The sequence below is a fragment of the Bacteroidota bacterium genome (assembly GCA_016721765.1).
GTDB lineage: Bacteria > Bacteroidota > Bacteroidia > UBA4408 > UBA4408 > UBA4408.
Genome location: JADKHO010000002.1, coordinates 16,265 through 39,128, shown reverse-complemented (window position 1 = coordinate 39,128; position 22,864 = coordinate 16,265). Strand labels below are relative to the sequence as shown.

Below are 22,864 nucleotides of genomic sequence, written 5' to 3'. Positions count from 1 at the left end.
GAAGAAGCAGAATTGAAAGCTGAATTTTATTAATCAAAATAAGAAATGTATACCATCTCCAACGAAAAAACACTTTACAAAGATCTTTTCACCATTCAGGAAGCAGAAATTCAACAACGTGGGAAGCGCTTCCGTCGGGTTAAGATAAAGAAAGAAAATGCAGTTGCAGTTTTGGTATTCAATCACCAAAGCAATAAAATTATTTTAACCAAACAATTGCGTTATCCAATTGCCGACCAGCATCCGGAACCATTACTCGAAATTTTGGCCGGCAAAATTGATGCAGGCGAAGATCCCTTGCATGCAGCTTTACGCGAAGCAAAGGAAGAAATCGGATATACTATTCAACCTGAAAACATTCACTTGTTGCTTTCCTGCTATCCAACACCAGGTTATAGTTCAGAACTTTTTTATATTTATTATGCAAGCGTAAACAATGCTGATAAAATTAATTCAGGTGGCGGAATGGACAGTGAAAACGAATTTATTGAAGTTGTTGAAATGGAAGCAGAAGAATTTTATGCTCAAATTAAAAACGGTGTGCTAAAGGATGCCAAAACCTATCTGGCTGCACTCTACATGCTAATTCATTCTTCTAAATAAAACTTTTTTGATTAGAAAAAGTCACAAAAAAACGCTGCAGAACTAAATCTACAGCGTTTTATTTTTTACAAATCTGTAAGCCGGGTTCTGTCTGCAAACTTTTCAGTTTGCAGTTCTATCATTTATCTGGGTGGGCCATTGCTGACACACTCTATCAACCTACCCTTCTCACCATCATTTTGCAATGAACAGAAGCGAGCAGCTCCTAATGTGAGGTTTATTTGGTCTTTCAACACCTGAGGTTTACCCGATTTTGATATCGCTACCAAAATCCGTGAGCTCTTACCTCACGTTTTCACCTTTTTCCACCAATGGCGGATAGTTATTTTCTGTGGCACTAGCTGTTCCCGCAATTAACGAGACCTTTCTGTTAGAAAGCAAGTTGCTCTGTGTTGCCCGGACTTTCCTCCCTTGTTGGCACGAATGCCAGCACTGACGATAGAACGATTTGTGCTGCAAAGGTAAGCAATCTTTATATTTAATTTATTTTACTGCACTTGTTCCTAAAACCCAATCCCTAGGCAAGTAGTGTTTACAAAGAAAACAAAGCATATTAAGCTGTTTTTTCTATTTTTACCGCACTAAAAAATGAAACGATTTTTTTTACTTTTTATACTATTTCTGTTTTTTAACTTTGAAAAAAGTAAGGGGCAAAACCAAGCCAATTACCAGCTTGGATTCCGCTATCACTATGGCTTTGTGATGGTGCATACGCCAAGCCTGCAACAATTTTCAAGCGCACATTTTCCGGTGTATGAGCTCACTTTTACAAAGCTAACACTAGGCAATAAGGAGTGGCAACGAGCCTATCATAATCCTGACCTAGGTCTTTCATTCTTTGCGACAGATTTTGGTAAAAATAAAGTGTTGGGAAGAGGATATGCGCTTTTCCCAAACATTAGTTTTCATTACTTGCGTAAGAAATGGATTCACGCCAATTTTCGATTTGGTGCTGGCCTAGGATATATTGAAAAGCCATTTGACCGCTTGAACAATTATAAAAACAATGCCATTGGTTCGCATCTGAATGCTGCAATAAGTGTTTTGCTTGAAACCAAATTTAAACTTGGTCCAAATACTAATTTGGGAATTGGTTTAGCCATGAATCACTTTTCTAACGGCGCAACTAAAACACCTAACTTGGGAATTAATCTTGCCACAGCAAACCTTGCATTAGCTTACACCTTTGCACACAAGTCTGTGCCTGCTTATGACAGTAATGCTACATTTAAAAAACGAATCGAATACTTTGTAGTGCTGTGTGGTGGCATGAAGGAGATAGCACCTGCAGGAGGAGATAAATATGCTATTTTAAATGCATCGTTCAATGTGGCACGATTGCATAGTATTAGAGGTAAATGGGGTTTTGGCTTAGATATTTTTCACGATGCATCAATTTACGAGCAATTTAAAAGAAATGAAGTGCCGGTGAGTCAAACTAATATTACACAAGCGGGCATAAATATTTCCTGGGAAGTAATTTTTGGAAAGGTTTCGTTTCCTATTCAAGCCGGAGTGTATGCCTTATCTAAATACAAAAGCAATGGCATAATTTATAACCGATATGGGATTCGCTATCATTTTTCGAAACGCTTTTTTGCAAACGTTTCACTTAAAACGCATTATGCCAAAGCCGATTATTTTGAATGGGGAATGGGATACAATTGGAACTAAAAAATGAAACGTAATATTGAATTAATTCCTTTACTCTTTGTCTTTATGCTGCTTTCATGCAATAAAGAAACAGCCCCGGACTATTTACAAACTACAGGAACATTAACAAGCGTAGAACGCGATGTTGCTGACTTTACGGAGATTGAACTTTTTAATAACATGGATCTTGTACTAACACAGGATACTTTTAATAGCTTAATTATTGAAGCCGGAGAGAATCTTATTCCAGACATTACTACAGAAATTAAGGACGGGAAAATGCAAATTAAAAACACTAATAAATTTAATTTTTTGCGTTCTTATAAAAAGAAAATTACAATTTTTATTCACTGCAAAAATTTGCAACACATTACATATAGAGGTGCCGGAAACATTAGCACCACCAATACTTTAAATGCTTCAGTTTTTAATTTCGATTGTCACAAAGGTACAGGCGATATTCAGTTAAATTTACTAGCGCAAGAAGGGCATTTTAATATTCATACAGGGCAATGTAAACTGGTAGTTAGTGGTACTATCGGACTCAATTATCTGTATCAAGCGGGCAATGGATATACGGATGCTTCGGAGCTAAAAACAGGCTATACTTATGTTACAAATAAGGGCACGAACGATTTGAAAATAAATGTCGACCATGTTTTGTATGCCAAAATAAATTATCTTGGAAACATTTATTACAAAGGAAATCCCTCTGATTTAGGTTCGGAAATAACTGACAGCGGAAATTTGATTAAAATCGAAGAATGAAAAGTATCCTCTTTTTGCTGAAAGTACTGCTCTTCTGGTTGGCTTTATTTTTTATTCAACGGGTATTCTTTCTTGTTTATAATTTAAATTTTGTAATAGAAAATGCAGTTCCTGAAGCTGCAAAGTCATTCTTTTATGGCTTGCGCCTAGATTTGGCAACGGCTTCTTATTTGAGTTTTATTTTCTTTATCGTAATGATTATTTCTTTTGCAATTCCTTCAAAGGCAATTTCGAAGTGGAATAATTATGTTGCGTTTTTGTTGATATTACTGGTGTTGCTAATTAGTTTAGGCAACACCCTCTTGTATAAGGAATGGCAAAGTTTACTGAGCAAAAGAGCACTGGCCTTTTTACTTTATCCGAAGGAAGTGATGGCTTCCCTTAGCCTTTCTTATATATTTATTGCCGTGTTGGTACTTGCACTAATGCAATATTTGGTGTTTCGAGCTTGGATAAAATTCATACACCTGCCGGAAAGCGAAATCAAATCAGGTGTTGTATTAAAAATTGTGATCACTTTACTTGTACCTCCATTTTTATTTATGGGAGCACGTGGCGGGTGGCAACTGATACCCGTTAATGAGAGCGCCGCCTATTTTTCTTCGCGATTGGCTATTAATCATGCCGCAGTGAATCCGGTTTGGTATTTAGGAAGCAGTATATGGAATCCGGTGGAGGAGGAAAATAAATTTCATTTCATGAACGATTCCATTGCAAATAAAGTGTGTGCTGAACTATTTCAATGCACTTTAGATAGCAACAAAATTATTTTAAAAAACAATCGGCCCAATATTGTTATTATTGTGATGGAAAGTCTTACTGCTGATGTAATTGGCGCTTTGGGAGGTGAAAAAGGAATTTGTCCGAATTTAGATAGTATTGCCGAAAAGGGAATTTTATTCAGTCATATTTATGGAAGCGGTTCACGCACCGATCAAGGATTAATTAGCATACTCAGTGCTTTTCCGGCACAACCGGATAAGTCAATCATAAAATACACTGCTAAATCGAATAAGCTTCCCTCCTTGTATCGCGACCTCATGGTGCAAAAATATAAGAGTTCATTTTATTATGGAGGCGAAGTCGAATTTGCCAATATTGGCGCTTATCTGCGTCAATCAGGTGTAGAAAAAATTTGTACAAAAAATGAATTTTCTGTCAATCAAATTAACAGTAAATGGGGAGCACACGATGAATTTGTATTGAGCAAACAACTTCAGGATTTAAGTACAGAAAAGGAACCCTTCTTTTCGGTACTACTTACACTTAGTAATCACGAACCCTTTGAAACTCCCGGTATTCCTAAATTTAAAGGCAATGATGATGGAACTAAATTTAGGAACACCGCCGCATATACCGATAAATGCTTAGGAAACTACTTTCGAGAAGCTTCCAAAACAAGCTGGTATAAGAACACTCTCTTCATCTTGGTCGCTGATCACGGTCATCGATTACCCCAGCAAAATGATATGAATATGGCAAAATCAAAACATATACCCATGTTATTTTATGGCGAGGTGCTAAAAGAGAAGATGCAAGGAATGCAATGCACAAAAATTGGAACACAGGAAGATATAGCTGCCACACTGCTGGCTCAATTGCAACTTAGTACTCAAAAATACACCTGGAGTAAAAACTTGTTTAACTCAACAACAAAGGATTTTGCATACTACAGCAATCAAAATGTAGTAGGTTGGATTTCTGCCAATGACTCGATTGCCTATTCCTTTGTTGAAAAGAAAAACATAGCTGCTACCCAAACAAATGAAGTCAGCCTAAGTCAAGCAAAAGCGTATTTGCAAAATTTATACGCTGAATTTTTAAACTTTTAGAAAGTTAAGATTCATTATAATTTATGCATGGAATCTAATTTCATAAATAAAAGAACTTTTGTTTCTTCATATTTTAATGAACTCAATGATTGAATTCATGCAACATCAAATCTTTCGATTCCATTTGAGTTTATAAGTATGATGCTTTCAGCATCAAAAAAAAATGACACACTATTCCATAAATGTGGGATGCTTTCAGCATCACATACAGGCGTCCAATCTACAAGTCATCATACATAACAATGTGAACTTTGCACTTTTACTGCAAACAATAAATTTAATGCAAGCATTCTTTCAAAAATAAAAAACAAAATAGATGTCAAAGACATCACACCTCTATAACCAAACCAAAACACAAATCAAGATAGATGTCAAAGACATCACACCCCTATAACCAAAACACGAATCAAAAAGGATGTCAAAGAAATCCCACCCCAATAACCAAAACACGAATCAAAAGGATGTCAAAGACATCACACCCCTATAACCAAAACACAATCAAAAAGGATGTCAAAAACATCCCACCCCTATAACCAAAACACGAATCAAATGGATGTCAAAGACATCACACGTCTATAACCAAAACACGAACAAAAAGGAAGTCAAAAACATCCCACCCCTATAACCAAAACACGAATCAAAAGGATGTCAATGACATCCCACCTCTATAACCAAAACACGATCAAAAAGGATGTCAAAAACATCCCACCCTTATAACCAAAACACAATCAAAAAGGATGTCAAAAACATCACACCCCTATAACCAAAACACGAATCAAAAGGATGTCAAAGACATCACACCTCTATAACCAAAACACGAATCAAAAAGGATGTCAATGAAATCCCATCCCTATAACCAAAACACGAATCATAAGGATGTCAAAAACATCCCACCTCTATAACCAAAACACGAATCAAAAAGGATGTCAAAGACATCACACCCCTATAACCAAAACACGAATCAAAAGGATGTCAAAGACATCCCACCTCTATAACCAAGCAAAGCCGAGTAAACACGATGCAGACAGCATCGTACAAAGTCATCATCGAATTCGAAAACATTAAAATAAAAAACCGTAGCTCTTATTAATCGTAAAGGATTTGGAGTAATTATACTATATAGCACTCAACGTTCCAACCAATCAAAAAGGTACTGGTCTTCATAGGTTACATCAAATTTTTTTAGAAACTCCGTGTATTCGTTTCTAAACGATTGTTTTCGGTGATGATCCTTTTGATTTTGTATATATCTTATTACATTCCCAATACTCGAATGACTGTAAGAAAATGCGCCAAAGCCCTTTTGCCAGGAAAAACTACGTTGAGAGAGCAGATTTTCGTTTATAAACTCATTCGAAGATTTTTTTATTTCTCTAACCAAATCCGACAAACAAATTGATGGCCGCATACCTATAAAAATATGTATATGGTCGGGCATCCCATTTATGGCCAACATTTTTTGACCCTTATTTTGAAGAAGGCCTGTGATGAATTTGTACAGCCTTTCCTCCCATACAGCATCAATTAAACATTCTCTGCATTTAACAGCAAAAACAATTTGTATATAAATTTGGGAATATGATCCTGCCATGAAAAAATTTTATGGCAAAAATAGCCCGTCAAAAAAACAGTAACAAACATCTTTTATCGTCTTTTTGAGTGAAATTTGAAGTGAAGATTAAGGCTTCATCAATAAACTTAAAACAATTCTACATTAAAAAAAATGCTACGTTTCTTTTCCTTCAATTTATATCTTTGCGCCACAAAAACAATAACATGAAAGATACAGCCCTCACACAAACACACATTGCACTTGGTGCCAAAATGGTTCCCTTTGCCGGATACAATATGCCCGTTTCTTATGCAGGAATCAATTCTGAGCACGAGTGTGTGCGCAATGCGGTGGGTGTATTCGACGTAAGCCATATGGGCGAATTTATTTTAAAAGGCGAAAATGCCCTTGATTTAATTCAGCGTGTAACGAGTAATGATGCAGCGTTACTCACCGATGGGAAAGTTCAATACTCTTGTTTTCCGAATGAAACAGGAGGAATTGTGGATGATTTATTAGTCTATCGTATCGATGCCAAAACCTACATGTTAGTTGTAAATGCATCCAATATTGAAAAAGACTGGAACTGGATTACAAAATTCAATTCCAAAAATGTGGAAATGCATAATATTTCTGAAAAGACTTCTCTGCTTGCTGTTCAAGGACCTAAAGCGGTTGAAGCCTTGCAAAAATTAACCGACATGAATTTAAAAGACATGGTCTATTATACCTTTGCGAAGGGTACTTTCGCAGGTGTTGACAATGTATTGGTTTCTGCCACAGGATATACCGGTGCCGGAGGATTTGAAGTGTATTTTGAGAATCAGCATGCCGATAAAATTTGGAAAGCCATTTTTGACGCCGGGAAAGAATTTGGTATTGCTCCCGTTGGACTTGGCGCGCGCGATACGCTTCGTTTGGAAATGGGTTTTTGCTTATATGGCAACGATATTAATGACAGCACGTCTCCCATTGAAGCAGGTTTGGGTTGGATAACAAAATTCACGAAAGAGTTTACAAATAGTAAAGCCTTACTGGCACAAAAAGAGCAGGGTGTTGCATCGAAATTGGTAGGTTTTGAAATGATTGACCGCGGTATTCCTAGACATGATTACTTGATTAAGGATGCATCAGGTGCTATAATTGGAAAGGTAACTTCCGGCACACAGTCACCATCACTTGGAAAAGCAATTGGAATGGGTTACGTAGCACCAGCATTTGCTAAAGCAGGTTCAGAAATTTTTATCGACATCCGCGAAAAATTAATTAAAGCACAAGTAGTTAAAATACCATTTTATAAAAAGTAATCGTTGCCTTGCAAACTTCGCTAAAAAGCACCCGGCTGCAGCTGCACCCGCTAAGCACAGGCGATACAGCTTTTATTTTTGAATTGGTGAATACACCCGATTGGATAAAATTTATTGGCAACCGTAATATCAATAGTTTAGGTAATGCATTGGGTTATATTCAGCGGATTCTCGACAATCCTGCCAATACCTATTGGGTAGTAAAATTAAACGAAAGCCTTGAATCCATTGGTGTAATAACTTTAATAAAAAGAGACTACCTGGAACATCCTGATATAGGCTTTGCATTTCTTCCGCAATTTTATGGAAAGGGGTATGCCTATGAAGCCGCACGTGTAGTACTGTTGCAACTCTTAAATAATAATTCAATCACACAGCTTTTTGCTACCACACTGGCTACAAATGAAGCCTCGATTCGCTTGCTTAAGAAATTAGGATTATTTTTTAACAAAGAAATACGTGTTGAAAATGAATCGCTACTCTTATATTCAGCAACAGCCGATACACTGGAAATAGAGCATATTACCGAAACTTTTTATAGCCTGTTCACCAATAAATACAAGAGGCAAGCAAAACTCGAAGACCTATACAGTTTGTGTTTAAAAAATATAGAAATAATTAAGAAAGATGGTTTGCAAGAAGAAAAATTCAACCTTGGCTCTTTTGTAGAGCCGCGTAAAAAGCTACTCAGTGATGGCACTATAGTTGAATTTGAAGAAAAGGAAACAGGTAGTGAAACAAAAATTACCGAATCCACAGCGCATCGACATAGTAATTACAAAAAATCAGGAATACTAAATGGCAGTTCTTTTGAACTAATGGGTAAAAAATATTTTCAATATAAAAAAACACCCTATGGCTGGAAGATAGCCGCAATCATTTGGGAGGATGAGAAAAAATAAGTACCATCAAATTAATCTCAAAAATAAAACAATAAGTCATTACATTTGTTCACAAGCTGCTATCATAATCATATAAAAATTAAAAGAAAATTTGATAGCCTTACAAACCGAATCAGCAAACATGCAGTGAAAAAAAAGCACTACCGTTTCTTCTTCCTATTAATACTGGCACTTTCATCGACTGCGGTAAGTGCGCAAAACTCAGAAATAGATAGTCTTAAAAAGGTTATCGCGTCACTTCCCGACGACACCAATAAAGTAAATACACTTAACACTCTTGCCAAAAGTTACTTCAGTACCAATGCGGATGAAGCTATTCAAACCAGCAACAAAGCGCGTGATCTAGCTGAAAAAATTAATTTTACCAAAGGAGTTGCACTTGCATTAAAAAATTCGGGGATTGGCTTTTATAAAAAGGGACAATACGTGGAAGCGCTTAACGATTGGGAGCTTTCCAAAAAAATTTATGAGAAGGCAGGTGATAAAAAGGGAGTTGCGAATATGCTCAGTAACCTTGGAGTTATTTATCGCGATCAGGCAGATGATGAAAAAGCCCTGGACTTATATCTGCAGGCATTAAAAATTGCTGAGGAGATTAAGGATTCCGTGCGCACCATGACTGTATTACTTAACATTGGAACCATCTATGGCGAAAAGCCATCAACTTACGACAAAGCCATAAATTATTACGAAAAGGCATGGCCTTATGCCGAAGTAATGTTAGATAATGATGCAATAGGTACCATTAGTGGAAATTTGGGTGAAATTTATTTAAAAAGCAACAAGGATTCACTTGCGTTGATAAATCTTGAGAAGTCTTTAAAAGCTTATGAGGGAACCGAGAATGTGCCTTATGCGTTAAATTTAATTGGTCAAGTTTATGCTAAAAGAAAAGAATACGACAAAGCTCTTGTTTACCAACAAAAAGCGCTAAGTATAGCAGAAAAACTGGAAGCAAAATTGGACATGGCCAAGTCTTTATTAGGAATTGCCGATACCTACAAACACCAAGGAAATGTTAAGGATGCACTGACAAATTTTCAACAAGCCGAAATAATTGCCCATGAAATCGGTGCGAATTTGGAATTAAAAAAATCGTATGAAGGATTAGCTTTTTCTTATTCGGCGTTGAAAGATTTTAGCAATGCATTTAAATACCAGGCATTGCTCACCGATATTAAGGATACCTTATACAACATCGACATCGATAAAAAATTAGGGACCTTATTATTTAATTTTGAAATTGAAAAAAAGCAAGGCGAAATCAATTTGCAGCAAAAGGAAATCAGTAAGCAAAAAATTGTGCGCAATAGTTTTATTGGCGGATTTGCCATTGTGTTGTTATTTGCCGCAGTATTTTTTAAACAACGAAATCGCATCTCCAAAGAAAAACAACGCAGTGAAGATTTACTCTTAAATATTTTACCATCTGAAACCGCCGATGAACTAAAGGCTACAGGGGCTGCTAAAGCTAAAAGTTTTGACAGTGTTACCGTTTTATTTACCGATTTTAAAAATTTTACCCGTGCCAGTGAGTTGCTTAGCGCAGAAGAATTGGTGCAAGAAATTAATTTCTGCTACAGCGAATTCGATCGCATCATTACCAAATACGGCATCGAAAAAATAAAAACCATTGGTGATGCCTACATGTGCGCCGGCGGCTTACCCGTTATTAATACAACGCACCCCATTGATGTGGTAAAAGCAGGTTTAGAAATGGTTGAATTTATTGAGAGAAACAAACAAGAGCGTATTGCACTCAACCAACCCTATTTTGAATTACGTCTTGGAATACACACAGGACCTGTTGTTGCCGGTATAGTTGGAATTAAAAAGTTCGCCTACGACATTTGGGGCGATACAGTAAATACTGCCTCCCGCATGGAAAGCAGCGGAGAAACAGGCAGAGTTAATATTTCTGAAACCACTTACGAATTGGTGAAAAATATTTTTGCTTGCAGCCATAGAGGTAAAATAAAAGCCAAAAATAAAGGCGAAATTGATATGTATTTTGTGGATGGTGTGATGTAACAAAATGCAATCTACCTAAAAGAATGTGGCTAATTAATACCTCTAATAACTACTCTATATAACACGCTTTCCTGATTTTAAAATTAAAACGAATCTTAAAAGCAGGATGATTCTTCAAGTCAAAAGCACCTAATTTGCCAGAATTCCCTTCCCGGATTTAACCGAAACACAGGAAAGGACTATCAACATTAGGAAATGCTTTTGAGTTTGTTGTAATTAATACCCTATGTTTGTCCAAATATCCTTGAGGCAAAAGAATTAAATAATACTTCAAGAAAATTAGTTTCAAAACGAATGGAAAACGAAAAATCAAATCCCAAAATATTAAAAAACAAGTACATCCCAACGGCTGAGTTTTACAGTCAAATTATTGATAGCTTACAAGATTATTCCATTTTTACGTTGGATAACGATTTTATCATTAATAGCTGGAGTTCCGGAGCTGTTAAAATATTTGGGTATGAAACCGATGAAGTGATTGGCGAACACTTTAATTTAATTTTTACCGAAGAAGATATAAAAAATGAAATTCCAAATAAAGAAATTCAAACCGCATTAAAGGAAGGCAGAGCTACTGATAACCGCTGGCATATTGCTAAAGATAAAAGTACATTTTATGCCTACGGTTTAGTTTTTCCGCTTACCGGGATAAATGGTGAGATGCTGGGATTTGTTAAGATTCTCCGTGATTTAACAGAAAGAAAAAAATCGGAAGATGCCATAAAAAAATACATGAAAGAGTTGGAGGAACTCAATACGCACAAGGAAAGTGTATTGGCCATTCTTTCGCTTGATTTAAGAAGTCCTTTATCCGCAATTATAGGAACAGCAAAATACTTGAAATCACATTTTAAAAAAATGGATCCCGAAAAAGTACAGGAAATGCTGGATATGTTATATAAATCCTCCACAGATGAGCTGGATATGCTGGACTATTTGGTAGAATGGGCGCGCATAAAATATGCCTCAGAAGTATTTAATCCAAGCCAAATTGAGCTGGCACACTATGTTGATAAAGTTTTCGAAAATTTGAGTGATACTGCGTCCGTTAAAGCAATAAACCTGCATCACGAAATTGAAGCAAATACAAGTGTCTTTGCAGATAGTAAAATGCTTATTTCAATCATTCAAAACATTGTTTCAAATGCTATTAAACATACTGAAAAAGGTGGTGATATTACAGTAACTACCAAACGAACAGAAGAGAAAATAATTGTTCAGATAAAGGACACCGGAATTGGAATTTCCAAAGAAATGCAAGAAAAATTGTTTGCTCCTCAAGTCAAAGCGCTGAGTGAGGCACGAAAGCAAGATAAGGGGGCGGGAATTGGATTACTCTTGGTGAAGGGATTTTTAGAAAAGAATGCCGGTGAAATTTGGGTGGAAAGTGTAGAAGGTGAAGGTTCCTCCTTTTATTTTACCTTGCCCATTGAAAAGCCTTTTAAAATAGGTAGTTCAGATGAAATTATGTTTGATGAAAGCCCTTAGTATGGGCAATCATTAGCACTATATAAACGGGGTCACTTTCCTATTTAACTGCTAAAGTTTCCATTAAAATAAGTAGTAAGAAAAAGCGATTAGGAGGTAATTTAACTATTCCTCCTTTTTTAGTTGGATAAAATCTGCAGCACTGGTAAAATATTCCAAGCCCAACATCCAAATTAAAACAAAACCGAGCAACACTTTCTGCATGATGGGTAAATAAACTAATTGGAAACTGAAATAATACATGCTGTTGCAACAATAATATACAAGTAAAGTGACTACGGAAAGTACCTTAAAAAAATGGAGATTTGTTTTGAAAACTAGTGCTGTGATATAAAACATGCTGATGAGTTCAAGCGTCCCTGAAAGGGTAACCATTTGATTATGCAAAGGACTAGCAATTAATGGTGTAAAACACATGGCACCAATACCCGTGAAGCGAATAATTTTTGAAGGTTTTGCCAAGGGAATTTTTTTAGAAAAACGATAAAAAAACAAGGCAAATCCCACACAAAAAAATAGCATTCCAGCTATAGCCCAATAGTGTGAGGCATTCTCAGCACCATTTACCGCTTTCTCTCCAAAAAGATTACAGAAATAATTGCTTGAAAAATCATAACCAATAGAATTTGAATTTTCTTGTGAGCCACCGGGATAATAGCGGGTTGCTATAAATAGCAATAATAGTGCGCAACATACGCATATTAAGATGAAATACTTTTTTAGCATATTTGAATCCAAGCGGTTTTCAACTTCATTAATTTTCTATTAAATTCTTATTTAACGTTTATCCAAAAAAAGCTGCGGTTTCCGACCGGACTCGCTTCCTTGTAGTTTAGTAATTTCTTCAACTGAACTCAAAACAATACTTGGACTGAAGCGAAGTTTGGCTCTGAAATGATCTTTAATTTCGTGTTCAAAATTTTCGGGAACATAGCGGCAGCCAATGCGAATCAGTATTTCGTCAGTTCCTAAGGAATTGGTACTCGCTTCCACTACATAATTCTCTACATGCGAAATGTTGTTTAAAATATCGTAAAAGGCCGAAGGGTAAATACTAGTGCCTTTATACTTTATCATCTGCTTCTTACGCCCTAAAATCGGTCCAATGCGCAAAGTGGTTCTTCCGCAAGTACAAGCTTCGGAATAATGCATGCACACATCGCCGGTTTTGAAACGCAGCAAAGGCATGCCTTCCACGCCCAAGGTGGTCACTGTAACTTCGCCGGCTTCATGTGCTTTTACAGGATTATCTTGCTCATCCAGAAATTCAACTATCACTAATTCGGGATGGTGATGTCCACCTTTACCGGCACTGCATTCGGTAAACGCTGCCCCCATTTCGGTTGAGGCGTAGGTGGAAAACAATTCGATATCCCATTTTTCCTTAATTTTTTTTCCCAGTGTATTCAACTCAAAATCCGCACTTCGTATGGGTTCTCCAATACATATTGCTTTTTTGATGCTGCTGTTTTTATAATCGATTTGATGTGCTTCACCGTATGCTATTAGTTTTAAGATAAAAGATGGAACTGTAATAATTGCACTAGGCTTTATACGTGCAACAGTATCCCACTGCAATTCAGGTATTCCCGAGCCTACCCTTACCACACCTGCACCCAGCATGCGTGCACCTGAAAAATACGCCAAACCCGCCATAAATCGCCTGTCGAGCGTAGCCATTAATTGATATATTTCGTTTTCATTGCCACCTGTGCAGGCTAAGGAAATGCACTCATTGTAAGCTAAACGCTGCAAATCCTTTTCAGTAAGGCAAAATGTTACCGGGTCACCTAAGGTTCCGGAGGTGGTAACATAATCAATAATTTGAGCAGGTGAAACACAAACAAAATCCGCGTTAAAGCTTTGCAAATCTTCCTTAGTGGTGACAGGAATGCGGGCTAAATCAGCTATTGATTTTATAGTAGAAAGCGATATGTTATGTTTCTTAAAATGGTTTTGATAAAAAGTGGAATGTTCATTTAGGTACTGCAAGTGCTTTTGTAACGCAATTTCTTGAATAGCATTAATCTCCGCAACCGATTTTTGTTCTATTTCAGGAAGGTGCATAAGGCTATTGCTACTGATTAGGGATGCTTTTGATTGTATAGGGCAACAGCTTCTTTTAGATTTTTGTATTGAAAAAATTCAACGGTATATCCTCCGGCCTGACCTAAGACAAGTACAGCCACTCCGGCACCTGCCAACGTTTTTTGCTCTGGCGTTATATCGTTATAGGTATTTGAACTTATGCCTAACACAATAAGCCCAACCACTCCGCAAGGTATCGAAACAATTTTTAATACAGGTGCAAACACTGAGCATACAATGCTTCTTGATACCAAGGAATTTATTTGAGCATTTTTTTCATTTCGCAATAAACTATACAAACGGCTCTTGCCCAATCGCCTATTGTGATAATAAAATTTTCGTCCTTCTACGCCAATGTTATCGCTCACTTTTATTTCTTCGATAGGATCAGTTTTAACATAATCGGGTTCAAGAGTAGCATTAAACACATCCTTACTCCCATTTGCATAGCGTATCATAAAAACCTCAGTTTTAGCGATGGTCTGCACTTCAGGGCGTATAGAATCATTCGCAGGAATCTGCGTGTAATTAATAGTGCTGCTGCCTACTTCCAACACTTTGCAATTCAGTTCATCGCCATTTTTTTTCAGTATAACGTCTTGGGCAAGTAGCCATGAAGATGCAAGTAATATATGTAGAAGTAGAAGTGTTATATGTTTCATAATAAGATTGGCTTGGTGTTCAAATATAATAAAAGCTTTTTTGCGATGATATGCCATTTCATTTTTTGACACAAATTAATTAAATAGCAATTAACAGCTAATTTTATGAATACAAAGACATCGGCTTTAGCAAGGTTGGATTAACGCACTATGCTTAAGAGTATATAGCTTCTTACCTTACATTAAAATGCACTGAAAAAAATATTCATCCAAAAAAGAATTCCCTTTTCGCTGCCATTCCTTTTTAGTTCCATTCTTTTCAAACCCACACTTTTCAAAAAGTGCAATACTGGGAGCGTTCTCGGATAAAATAGTGCAATATAGCTGATGTAAATTCAGTTTTTCTTTGGCATAGCTTTTTAAAAGTGATAAGGCTTCACTAGCATATCCTTGCAATCGGGCAGCCTTGTCGGCTATTAAAACCCCCACTCCTGCGCGTAAATTTTGAGGATCAAAATCAAATAAATCTATGCAGCCAATTGCTTTTCCAGAAAGGTCGCAAATCATTAAGCGCAATTGTTTTGTGGTGTAGATGTCATGGTGCGCCTGCTCAAGATAGGTTTTAAGAATTTTTTTTGAAAACGGTACAAGGGTATTGCTCAGGTGCCAAAATTCGGTATCGTTTTCCCAAACATATAGTAATTCCAAATCTTCCGGCTCGAGCGCCCTTAAGCTAATCAGTTTTCCATTTAGCATACATCAAATATTATACATCCCTTTATACACAAATTCAGCAGGTCCGTGTAACCATATATCTTTAAATGAAGTATCGGCTTGTTGCTCAAAACTTACTTTTAGTTTACCACCCGGAGTGGCTATAGAAAATTGTTTTGCCGCCTTTTTTATTCCTCTAAATGCCGCAACTAAAGCCACCGCGGTTACTCCGGTTCCACACGATAAAGTTTCATCTTCTACTCCCCTTTCGTATGTTCTTACTTTAAGCACAGTTCCAGCTGGCTCCACAAAATTTACATTTGTACCAAGCTTTTTGAATCGGCTACTGTTCCTTATTTTTCTTCCTTCGCCAACTACATCATAGGCGGCTAAGTTCTCTACAAAGCGCACGTAATGTGGTGATCCGGTATTCAAGTAAAAGTCCTTTCCTATTTTCTCAATGCCTATTACATCGGCCATTTTAAGCATTATAAGCTTGTCTTTAAGCAAGGCTTCATGTTTTCCATCACTTGCGTGGAAGGCTGTTTCGGTTTTAATCAACTTTAGTTCTTGCGCAAATGCAGCTACACAACGTCCACCATTCCCGCACATCGAACCAATGTTTCCATCGGCATTAAAATAAAGCATTTCAAAATCCAATTTTGCATGATTTTGAAGCAATATCAATCCATCGGCACCCACACCAAACCTCCTGTCGCAAATCCTTTTAATTAATTGGGTATTATGCTCAGGAAAATTCAAGTCGCGATTATCCACCAACACAAAATCATTACCGGCACCTTGGTATTTATGAAACTCAATTTTCATCGCACTTCTTGCTAGAATAGAACTTGATTATTTATTTAATAAAGCAATCACTTGTGGGTTTGAGACCTTTTCAAAAGCCTTGTAATCGTTATAATTATCGAGCTTAAAAAAAGTATCGGCGTATTTAAGATAAGTGCTTTCGTTGAGGTAAAATAATTTCAATGGCGCATCTTGATCTAATCCATAAACCACCAGTTTATTTTTGGCCATTTTATACCCTTTGTAATTAATGGGTGATTTCCAAAGTTCAACCTGGTAGCTATATTTAGCTAAGTTCATTTTAGAATTATCGCGGATTCCACTTGCGGTTTGCAAAAGCGAATCAGTATGGTTGTTTTGCTTGGCTGATGCAAAATCGAGGTTTATCAAATCCACCATTTTTGTAATCAGCATTTCATCTTTTTTGATAATGATTTCGTCATTCAAATTAAGCATCGCAACTGCACCGGAAGCAGCCGAATCAACAGAAGCAGAATCAATTGATGCTTGAACATTAGCAGCAACAACACTTGTGCTGTCCAATACTTGAGGACTCTTTTTATCGTTCGATTTGGCTGACAAAACTTCTTTATTTTTTGAATTTTTGTCAGGCGTTTCTGCCTTTGCAGATAGGGAATCATTTGCTTCTTTTTTGCTTGAAACTAAACCGTAAACCTTATTCACAATTTGTTCAATCATATTTTCAGAAACCTCACCGTTGCTATCGGGCTTAGGACTGGATACATACACAACTGTTGCACCAACCAATAATCCTATGGTGATTCCTAAAGCAAAAAGTAATGCCCGAGACTTTTTTTCGTTCATGTTATTTGAAAATTTCCCCCGCCAAAAATAGAATGCAAATGTAGGTAAAATTCCTTACTTTTGCTTAACAATAATTAACACACAAGCCACGCTCCAACTGCAATAAGGAAAGGCGCCTTTCGTTATACTTGCATCAAATTTGTTAGGAACAATTTTTGATTTTTCAAGCCAAAACTAAAATTAAAAACATGAACTCAATAAAAAAATTAGCAGGTATTTTAATGGTCTCTGCAATAGGAGGCGTTATGGGTGTAGGAATTTATTCATCGTTTGAAAAAAAGCAAGAAAGAACTCAATTAGGTGCAAATGCCGCACCGGTGCGAATAGTAAATAATGCAGGTGGATTGCCGGATGGAACTGTAAATTTTGTGGAAGCTGCTGAATTAACGGTACATACCGTCGTGAACATTAAAACCGAATATCATCAAGACAGCTTTAACAACAATTTCTTTTTTAATGACCCTTTCCATAATTTCTTGTTTGGCGATCGTGGTCGTGGTGGAATGTATCCTCCGCAAACACAAATGGCGAGCGGTTCGGGAGTTATTATTTCTGAGAATGGATATATCGCAACCAATAACCATGTGGTAGATAAGGCCGATAAAATTGAAGTTACTTTAAATGATAAACGCACCTACACCGCCGAAGTAATCGGTAAGGATCCTACCACCGATTTAGCTTTATTAAAAATAAATGAAAAGGATTTACCTTTTATCACTTACGGAAATTCCGATGATGTAAAAGTGGGTGAATGGGTGCTGGCAGTGGGCAATCCCTTTAATTTAACAAGCACAGTTACCGCTGGTATTGTAAGTGCCAAAGGCCGTAACATCAATATACTTGAAAACGATCCTTCTAAAGGAATTTATCCTATCGAAAGTTTTATACAAACCGATGCTGCCGTTAATCCCGGAAACAGTGGTGGTGCATTGGTAAACACAAGTGGACAACTCGTTGGAATTAACTCTGCCATTGCCTCCAACACCGGTTCCTATGCGGGATACTCCTTTGCTATTCCGGTTAATATTGTAAAGAAGGTAATGAATGATTTACTCGAATTTGGTAGCGTGCAACGTGCATTTATAGGTGTGAGTATTCGCGATTTAGATTCCAAATTGGCGGAAGAAAAAAATATTAAAGACTATAAAAAAGGTGTATTTGTAGCTGGTTTAACCGATGATGGTGCAGCTGAAAAAGCGGGTATTAAAGAAGGGGATATCATCACAAAAATCGGAAAATCAGAAGTAAATAATTCTGCTGAATTGCAGGAGCAGGTGAGCAATTTCCGTCCGGGCGATAAAATATCGGTTTCCTACCTGCGCAATGGGGAGGTAATGGTTTCGGACCTTACTTTGAAAAACAAATATGGAGGCATTGAAGTGAACAAAGAAGAAAAAGTTGAAACCGCTACCTTGTTAGGTGCAACATTTGAACCGATCTCGATTGACGACAAGAAAAAATTACACATCAACAACGGCTTACGCATTAAAAAACTCGAAAGCGGTAAGCTCTTTAATTCCGGTATAAAAGAGAATTTTATTATTGTAAATATTGATAAAAAACCGGTTGATTCCTTGAGTGATTTAACTACCATTTTAGAAAACAAAAAAGGAGGCGTGCTCATTGAAGGTGTTTATCCAAATGGGATGCGCGCTTACTATGGTTTCGGATTATAATCATCCAAAAATAATCCAACTCAATAGCCTTTGGTTTTCCAAGGGCTATTTTGTTTTGTATCTTCGTTGCAAATGGAAAGCATACATCAAATTTTAAAACAATACTGGGGACACACTGCTTTTAGGCCCTTGCAGGAAGATATTATTGGCTCCATTTTAAGCGGAAACGATACGCTTGCGCTTTTGCCAACCGGAGGAGGAAAATCCATTTGCTTTCAAGTGCCTGCTTTAGCCATGGAGGGCATTTGCATTGTAATTTCTCCACTGATTGCATTGATGAAAGACCAAGTGGATAATCTCAACAAAAGAGGCATAAAAGCGACTGCAGTTTTTTCAGGCATGAAAAAAAACGAAATTGATGTAGCGCTGGACAATTGTGTGTATGGCAAAGTAAAATTTTTATACTTATCGCCCGAACGCCTTGGTACTGAACTTGTGCGGGTGCGCTTACAAAAAATGAAAATTTGCTTTTTAGCGGTGGACGAGGCACACTGTATTTCACAATGGGGCTATGATTTCAGACCGGCCTATTTACGCATCGCCGAGTTGCGTGAATTGTTGCCCAAATTAAATGTATTGGCTTTAACAGCTACAGCTACGCCAGATGTTGTAAAGGATATTCAAGCCAAATTAGCCTTTAAAAAAGAATGTGTATTTCAAGCAAGTTTTGAGCGCAAAAACTTAGCCTATGTCGTTTTACAGGAGGAGGATAAATGGAACCGTTTGTTGAAGGTTGTAAATAATATTCCGGGGTGTGGAATTGTGTACGCGCGCAACCGCAAAAAAACGCAGGAAATTGCCAACTTCTTAAATCGAAATAACATACGCTCCGATTTTTACCATGCCGGCTTGGATCCCAAAGTACGCGACGAAAAGCAAAGTGCTTGGATGAAAAATACTTGTAGAGTTATAGTATGTACTAATGCATTTGGAATGGGTATCGATAAACCTGATGTGCGTTTTGTGGTGCACCTGGAATTGCCCGATAGCTTGGAAGCTTATTTTCAAGAAGCAGGAAGGGCAGGTAGAGATGGAAATAAATCTTATGCGGTGCTGTTGTTTCAAGGTATCGATGCCGAAGAAAGTCGCTTCCGATTGCAACAAAATTTTCCTGAAATTGCCGAAATAAAAATTGTTTATCAAGCTTTAGCCAACTATTTAAAATTAGCAATTGGCGCCGGTTTAGATGCTGTTTACGATTTTGATATTGCTCAATTTTGTTCCTCCTTTAACCTCAAGGTGAACAATGTTTACAACTGTTTAAAATTTTTAGAAAAGCAAGAATACTTAGCTTTAAGTGAAAATGCGAACAACCATTCTAAAATAAAATTGCGGATGAATAAAGCTGATTTGTACGCATTTCAAATTGGCAACGCGAAGTACGATGCATTTTTAAAAACCATACTCCGCTCTTACTCCGGTGCATTCGACGATTTTATCAGCATCCACGAAAGTGACCTGGCTAAAAGAAGTGAATTAAAAAAGGAGGATGTTGTAACAAATTTAATGCAGCTGAATCAACTAAATGTGTTGCACTATTTGCCTCAAACTTTTCTTCCACAGCTTTGTTTCACAAGAGCGCGGGTGGATACAAAGCAATTGACCATCGCTCCTGAACTATTGCAAGTAAGAGAAGAAATTGCCATAAAAAAACTTAGCGCAGTAATCAAATATGCCGAAAGCACCCAACTCTGCCGCAGTCAGCTGCTCTTGCAATATTTTGGCGAAACCAATACCCAAGCATGTGGTGTATGTGATGTATGTTTAGCAAAAAACAAGTCGAACGAATTAAGCGCTCCTTTGTTTGAACAACTTGCAAAGAAGGCACAAACCCAACTCGAAGCAAAAAAACTTTCGCTAACTGATTTGGTGAAAGCCTTAAATTCCAAAAAAGAAGCACAGAGTATACAAGTTATTCAAAACCTGATTGACAGTGGAAAAATAGTTAGTGAGAATGAGCTCTTGACTTGGAAACGCTAAAGGTTTATGTTCAAGTAAAACGAAATCGGAAAAACAAAAAGATATTTTTGAAGGGCTGTATGCAATATTGAATTCTCGATAGGCTTTGTCAAAAAAGAGGATTTTGTAGTAGCATTGGCTCTTTCTCTCGCTCTTGGATCTGAGTTTCCGGTAGTATAAATGACCGGCACATCCGAAAATTTACGAATCTCTTCCATCGTTTCTATGCCATCCATATCGCCGTTTATTTTCAGGTCCATTAAAATGATGGTAGGTTGATTTTCCTTCACAAATTGTATTGCCTTCTCACCGCTATCCACAATGGTGACTTGGGTATGGCCCATTTTTTCGATACTTTTTTTGGTAGAGAGTGCAATGATTGCTTCATCTTCCACGATTAAAATTTTTGCCATGTGTTAGGTGTTAAAAGTTAATTGAAAACTTGATCCATTTGAATTCTGATGCACCATATTTCCTCTGATTTGGCTCACCAACGAACTTACAAGCGTTAGGCCCAATGAGGTGCTGTTTGTTATACTTGTATGCTCACTCATACCTATTCCATTATCCTTAACGGTCATCGAAAGTTGCGAACCGCTCTTATAAATATCAATTGCAATAAGTCCTTGCTCTTGTCCTGCGAAAGCATGTTTGTATGAATTGGAAATAAGCTCGTTTAAAATAAGCGCACAAGGAATAGCATGTTTCAGTTCGAGGTGAACATTTTTGATATTGGTAGTCACCGTAATTGAAGTATCAGATGCATTGTAAGAACCCTTAATGGAATCAACAAGCGCAATAACATAGTCTGAAAAATCAATTTTTTCCAGTGATTCGTTGTGGTACAATTTCTCATGAATAAGCGCCATGGATTGAATGCGTCTGCGGCTTTCATCAAATATTTCCAACAATTTCTTATCCTCAATTTGGCTCGATTGTAAATGCAATAAACTCGAAATGATGGCAAGATTATTTTTAACGCGGTGGTGTATTTCATCAATTAGGATTTCCTTTTCTTTTAAGGAAGATTGCATTTGGGTTTCATGATGCTTTCGTTGGGTAACATCTGCTACACGAACCAACTGATAAGGTTTAAGAGACGTTTCAATTCGTTTAACAGATAAATCGCCCCAAAAGCTGCGGCCTTTTAGTGTTTCAAATTCGATTTCGCCATTCCAATATTTACGGAGTTTCAGATTTTTTCGAATTACGATAAGTTGCTCCGTATTAAATTTATCCTTGTGTAAATCCGGAACCTGTTTTCCGATTAAATCTTCCTTATCGTTACCCTCAAAAAGCTCCACAGCAAAGCGATTTACATTGCTTATCAAATTATGATCGGTATCGATTACTAAAAGCGCATCCGATGAGTTTTCGAAAATGGTTTGCACTTGCTCCTCCAGCAAACTGTTCATGGAGGTGAGCGATTGCTCTGACTTTTGATTTAAACGGGAATAAAAATAGATCACTAAAAAGAATACTATCACGGCACTCAACTGCACCATATTTCGCATAATGGCAATGTCGGTATCACTTATTTTAAACTGTGCAGGATTAGATATCCCCGAAAGGTTAATCCCCACAAAGATTAGGAACGGAATAACCAAAGTGATCAAAATAAATTTACGCTGTTTTATATCAAAAATAAAAAAGGGCACTTGCAGCACCGGAAACAGGAGTAAATTGGTTTCGAAGGTTTTACCATAAAAAAACAGCATGATAAAAATGCCGAAATACAAAATACTACATAGGAGTAATTTTGCCGCATTATTTTTACCGCTATGATTTAAATAAAGCACACCCGGAAAAAACAATCCGGTTATAAAATAATCAAACTGAAAAATGGGTATTTGAAAAATTAAAAAGGATATATCAAAAAGTAAATAGCACCCAAAGGCAAGCAAACACAATTGATTGGTGATTTTAATGCGTTTTATTTCTGAATCAGAAACAAATGAATTAATCCCGCAGTTTGTAACAAAATACCAAAAGCTCTTTAGTAAATTCATGGTGATGCTATTAACCCCCTCCCCCCGATATATTTTTTCTAAAGTAAG

At 37.0% G+C, this 22,864-nt stretch carries 19 protein-coding genes and 1 other RNA gene; 10 read left to right on the top strand and 10 right to left on the bottom strand.

The genetic code is table 11. The features are described 5' to 3' along the window. Positions 1-45: 45 nt before the first annotated feature. On the top strand, positions 46-603 hold the full coding sequence (locus IPP32_08600) for an NUDIX hydrolase (GenBank protein MBL0048137.1): 558 nt from the start codon (positions 46-48) through the stop codon (positions 601-603). 60 nt (positions 604-663) lie between these two features. On the opposite strand, the gene rnpB is transcribed toward IPP32_08600, so the two are convergent. After that, positions 664-1,058: RNase P RNA component class A (gene rnpB, locus IPP32_08595), an RNA gene on the bottom strand. 133 nt (positions 1,059-1,191) lie between these two features. On the opposite strand from rnpB, the gene IPP32_08590 reads away from it, so the two are divergent. From IPP32_08590 to IPP32_08580, 3 genes are read left to right on the top strand one after another with little or no spacing between them, the layout of a single operon-like run. Then, positions 1,192-2,277, top strand: a complete 1,086-nt coding sequence (locus IPP32_08590; GenBank protein ID MBL0048136.1) for an acyloxyacyl hydrolase — start codon at positions 1,192-1,194, stop codon at positions 2,275-2,277. 3 nt (positions 2,278-2,280) lie between these two features. Further along, positions 2,281-3,024, top strand: coding sequence for a DUF2807 domain-containing protein (locus IPP32_08585; protein MBL0048135.1), 744 nt, complete (start codon positions 2,281-2,283; stop codon positions 3,022-3,024). Beyond that, positions 3,021-4,856 carry a sulfatase-like hydrolase/transferase gene (locus IPP32_08580; GenBank protein MBL0048134.1) on the top strand — a complete coding sequence of 612 codons (1,836 nt, stop codon included), beginning with the start codon at positions 3,021-3,023 and terminating at the stop codon, positions 4,854-4,856. The genes IPP32_08585 and IPP32_08580 overlap by 4 nt, the downstream gene beginning before the upstream one ends. Positions 4,857-5,982: 1,126 nt before the next feature. Here the strand turns inward: IPP32_08580 and tnpA are convergent. Next, positions 5,983-6,447 carry an IS200/IS605 family transposase gene (gene tnpA, locus IPP32_08575; GenBank protein ID MBL0048133.1) on the bottom strand — a complete coding sequence of 155 codons (465 nt, stop codon included), beginning with the start codon at positions 6,445-6,447 and terminating at the stop codon, positions 5,983-5,985. Between the two features lie 185 nt (positions 6,448-6,632). On the opposite strand from tnpA, the gene gcvT reads away from it, so the two are divergent. From gcvT to IPP32_08555, 4 genes are all read left to right on the top strand, one after another. Next, a complete protein-coding gene (gcvT, locus tag IPP32_08570) occupies positions 6,633-7,715 on the top strand; it encodes a glycine cleavage system aminomethyltransferase GcvT (protein MBL0048132.1) in 1,083 nt (360 codons plus the stop codon). An 8-nt stretch (positions 7,716-7,723) separates the two neighbouring features. Next, entirely contained in the window at positions 7,724-8,617 is an 894-nt protein-coding gene (locus IPP32_08565; GenBank protein MBL0048131.1) for a GNAT family N-acetyltransferase, read from the top strand. A gap of 126 nt (positions 8,618-8,743) precedes the next feature. Continuing rightward, positions 8,744-10,648, top strand: a complete 1,905-nt coding sequence (locus tag IPP32_08560) for a tetratricopeptide repeat protein (GenBank protein ID MBL0048130.1) — start codon at positions 8,744-8,746, stop codon at positions 10,646-10,648. A 294-nt stretch (positions 10,649-10,942) separates the two neighbouring features. Then, positions 10,943-12,136 (top strand): PAS domain S-box protein, encoded by a 1,194-nt coding sequence (locus IPP32_08555; protein MBL0048129.1) that lies wholly within the window; start codon positions 10,943-10,945, stop codon positions 12,134-12,136. A gap of 105 nt (positions 12,137-12,241) precedes the next feature. Here IPP32_08555 and IPP32_08550 read toward each other — a convergent pair whose 3' ends face one another. The 6 genes from IPP32_08550 to IPP32_08525 form a co-directional block, all read right to left on the bottom strand. Continuing rightward, positions 12,242-12,814 carry a hypothetical protein gene (locus tag IPP32_08550; protein MBL0048128.1) on the bottom strand — a complete coding sequence of 191 codons (573 nt, stop codon included), beginning with the start codon at positions 12,812-12,814 and terminating at the stop codon, positions 12,242-12,244. A 99-nt stretch (positions 12,815-12,913) separates the two neighbouring features. After that, positions 12,914-14,203 (bottom strand): AMP-binding protein, encoded by a 1,290-nt coding sequence (locus IPP32_08545; GenBank protein MBL0048127.1) that lies wholly within the window; start codon positions 14,201-14,203, stop codon positions 12,914-12,916. 17 nt (positions 14,204-14,220) lie between these two features. Next, the gene (locus IPP32_08540; GenBank protein ID MBL0048126.1) at positions 14,221-14,886 is read right to left on the bottom strand and encodes a hypothetical protein; all 666 of its coding nucleotides are present in this window, start codon (positions 14,884-14,886) and stop codon (positions 14,221-14,223) included. 177 nt (positions 14,887-15,063) lie between these two features. Continuing rightward, on the bottom strand, positions 15,064-15,582 hold the full coding sequence (locus IPP32_08535) for a GNAT family N-acetyltransferase (GenBank protein ID MBL0048125.1): 519 nt from the start codon (positions 15,580-15,582) through the stop codon (positions 15,064-15,066). Between the two features lie 3 nt (positions 15,583-15,585). Beyond that, the gene (locus tag IPP32_08530) at positions 15,586-16,368 is read right to left on the bottom strand and encodes a diaminopimelate epimerase (GenBank protein ID MBL0048124.1); all 783 of its coding nucleotides are present in this window, start codon (positions 16,366-16,368) and stop codon (positions 15,586-15,588) included. Between the two features lie 27 nt (positions 16,369-16,395). Further along, positions 16,396-17,172, bottom strand: coding sequence for a hypothetical protein (locus tag IPP32_08525; GenBank protein ID MBL0048123.1), 777 nt, complete (start codon positions 17,170-17,172; stop codon positions 16,396-16,398). A gap of 188 nt (positions 17,173-17,360) precedes the next feature. On the opposite strand from IPP32_08525, the gene IPP32_08520 reads away from it, so the two are divergent. Both IPP32_08520 and IPP32_08515 read left to right on the top strand, forming a co-directional pair. Then, positions 17,361-18,848, top strand: coding sequence for a Do family serine endopeptidase (locus tag IPP32_08520; GenBank protein ID MBL0048122.1), 1,488 nt, complete (start codon positions 17,361-17,363; stop codon positions 18,846-18,848). A gap of 72 nt (positions 18,849-18,920) precedes the next feature. Further along, positions 18,921-20,828 carry a RecQ family ATP-dependent DNA helicase gene (locus IPP32_08515; protein ID MBL0048121.1) on the top strand — a complete coding sequence of 636 codons (1,908 nt, stop codon included), beginning with the start codon at positions 18,921-18,923 and terminating at the stop codon, positions 20,826-20,828. Here IPP32_08515 and IPP32_08510 read toward each other — a convergent pair. Continuing rightward, on the bottom strand, positions 20,825-21,220 hold the full coding sequence (locus IPP32_08510; GenBank protein ID MBL0048120.1) for a response regulator: 396 nt from the start codon (positions 21,218-21,220) through the stop codon (positions 20,825-20,827). The two genes, IPP32_08515 and IPP32_08510, sit on opposite strands and share 4 nt — an antisense overlap. A 3-nt stretch (positions 21,221-21,223) precedes the next feature. Then, positions 21,224-22,816 carry a PAS domain S-box protein gene (locus tag IPP32_08505; protein MBL0048119.1) on the bottom strand — a complete coding sequence of 531 codons (1,593 nt, stop codon included), beginning with the start codon at positions 22,814-22,816 and terminating at the stop codon, positions 21,224-21,226. Positions 22,817-22,864 lie beyond the last annotated feature (48 nt).

Coding starts and splice junctions, on each gene's coding strand:
- IPP32_08545 (MBL0048127.1), bottom strand. CDS start 14,203: ATGCACCTTCCTGAAATAGAACAAAAATCGGTTGCGGAGATTAATGCT.
- IPP32_08525 (MBL0048123.1), bottom strand. CDS start 17,172: ATGAACGAAAAAAAGTCTCGGGCATTACTTTTTGCTTTAGGAATCACC.
- IPP32_08580 (MBL0048134.1), top strand. CDS start 3,021: ATGAAAAGTATCCTCTTTTTGCTGAAAGTACTGCTCTTCTGGTTGGCT.
- IPP32_08505 (MBL0048119.1), bottom strand. CDS start 22,816: ATGAATTTACTAAAGAGCTTTTGGTATTTTGTTACAAACTGCGGGATT.
- IPP32_08585 (MBL0048135.1), top strand. CDS start 2,281: ATGAAACGTAATATTGAATTAATTCCTTTACTCTTTGTCTTTATGCTG.
- tnpA (MBL0048133.1), bottom strand. CDS start 6,447: ATGGCAGGATCATATTCCCAAATTTATATACAAATTGTTTTTGCTGTT.
- IPP32_08535 (MBL0048125.1), bottom strand. CDS start 15,582: ATGCTAAATGGAAAACTGATTAGCTTAAGGGCGCTCGAGCCGGAAGAT.
- IPP32_08510 (MBL0048120.1), bottom strand. CDS start 21,220: ATGGCAAAAATTTTAATCGTGGAAGATGAAGCAATCATTGCACTCTCT.
- IPP32_08600 (MBL0048137.1), top strand. CDS start 46: ATGTATACCATCTCCAACGAAAAAACACTTTACAAAGATCTTTTCACC.
- IPP32_08520 (MBL0048122.1), top strand. CDS start 17,361: ATGAACTCAATAAAAAAATTAGCAGGTATTTTAATGGTCTCTGCAATA.
- gcvT (MBL0048132.1), top strand. CDS start 6,633: ATGAAAGATACAGCCCTCACACAAACACACATTGCACTTGGTGCCAAA.
- IPP32_08555 (MBL0048129.1), top strand. CDS start 10,943: ATGGAAAACGAAAAATCAAATCCCAAAATATTAAAAAACAAGTACATC.
- IPP32_08530 (MBL0048124.1), bottom strand. CDS start 16,368: ATGAAAATTGAGTTTCATAAATACCAAGGTGCCGGTAATGATTTTGTG.
- IPP32_08590 (MBL0048136.1), top strand. CDS start 1,192: ATGAAACGATTTTTTTTACTTTTTATACTATTTCTGTTTTTTAACTTT.
- IPP32_08515 (MBL0048121.1), top strand. CDS start 18,921: ATGGAAAGCATACATCAAATTTTAAAACAATACTGGGGACACACTGCT.
- IPP32_08540 (MBL0048126.1), bottom strand. CDS start 14,886: ATGAAACATATAACACTTCTACTTCTACATATATTACTTGCATCTTCA.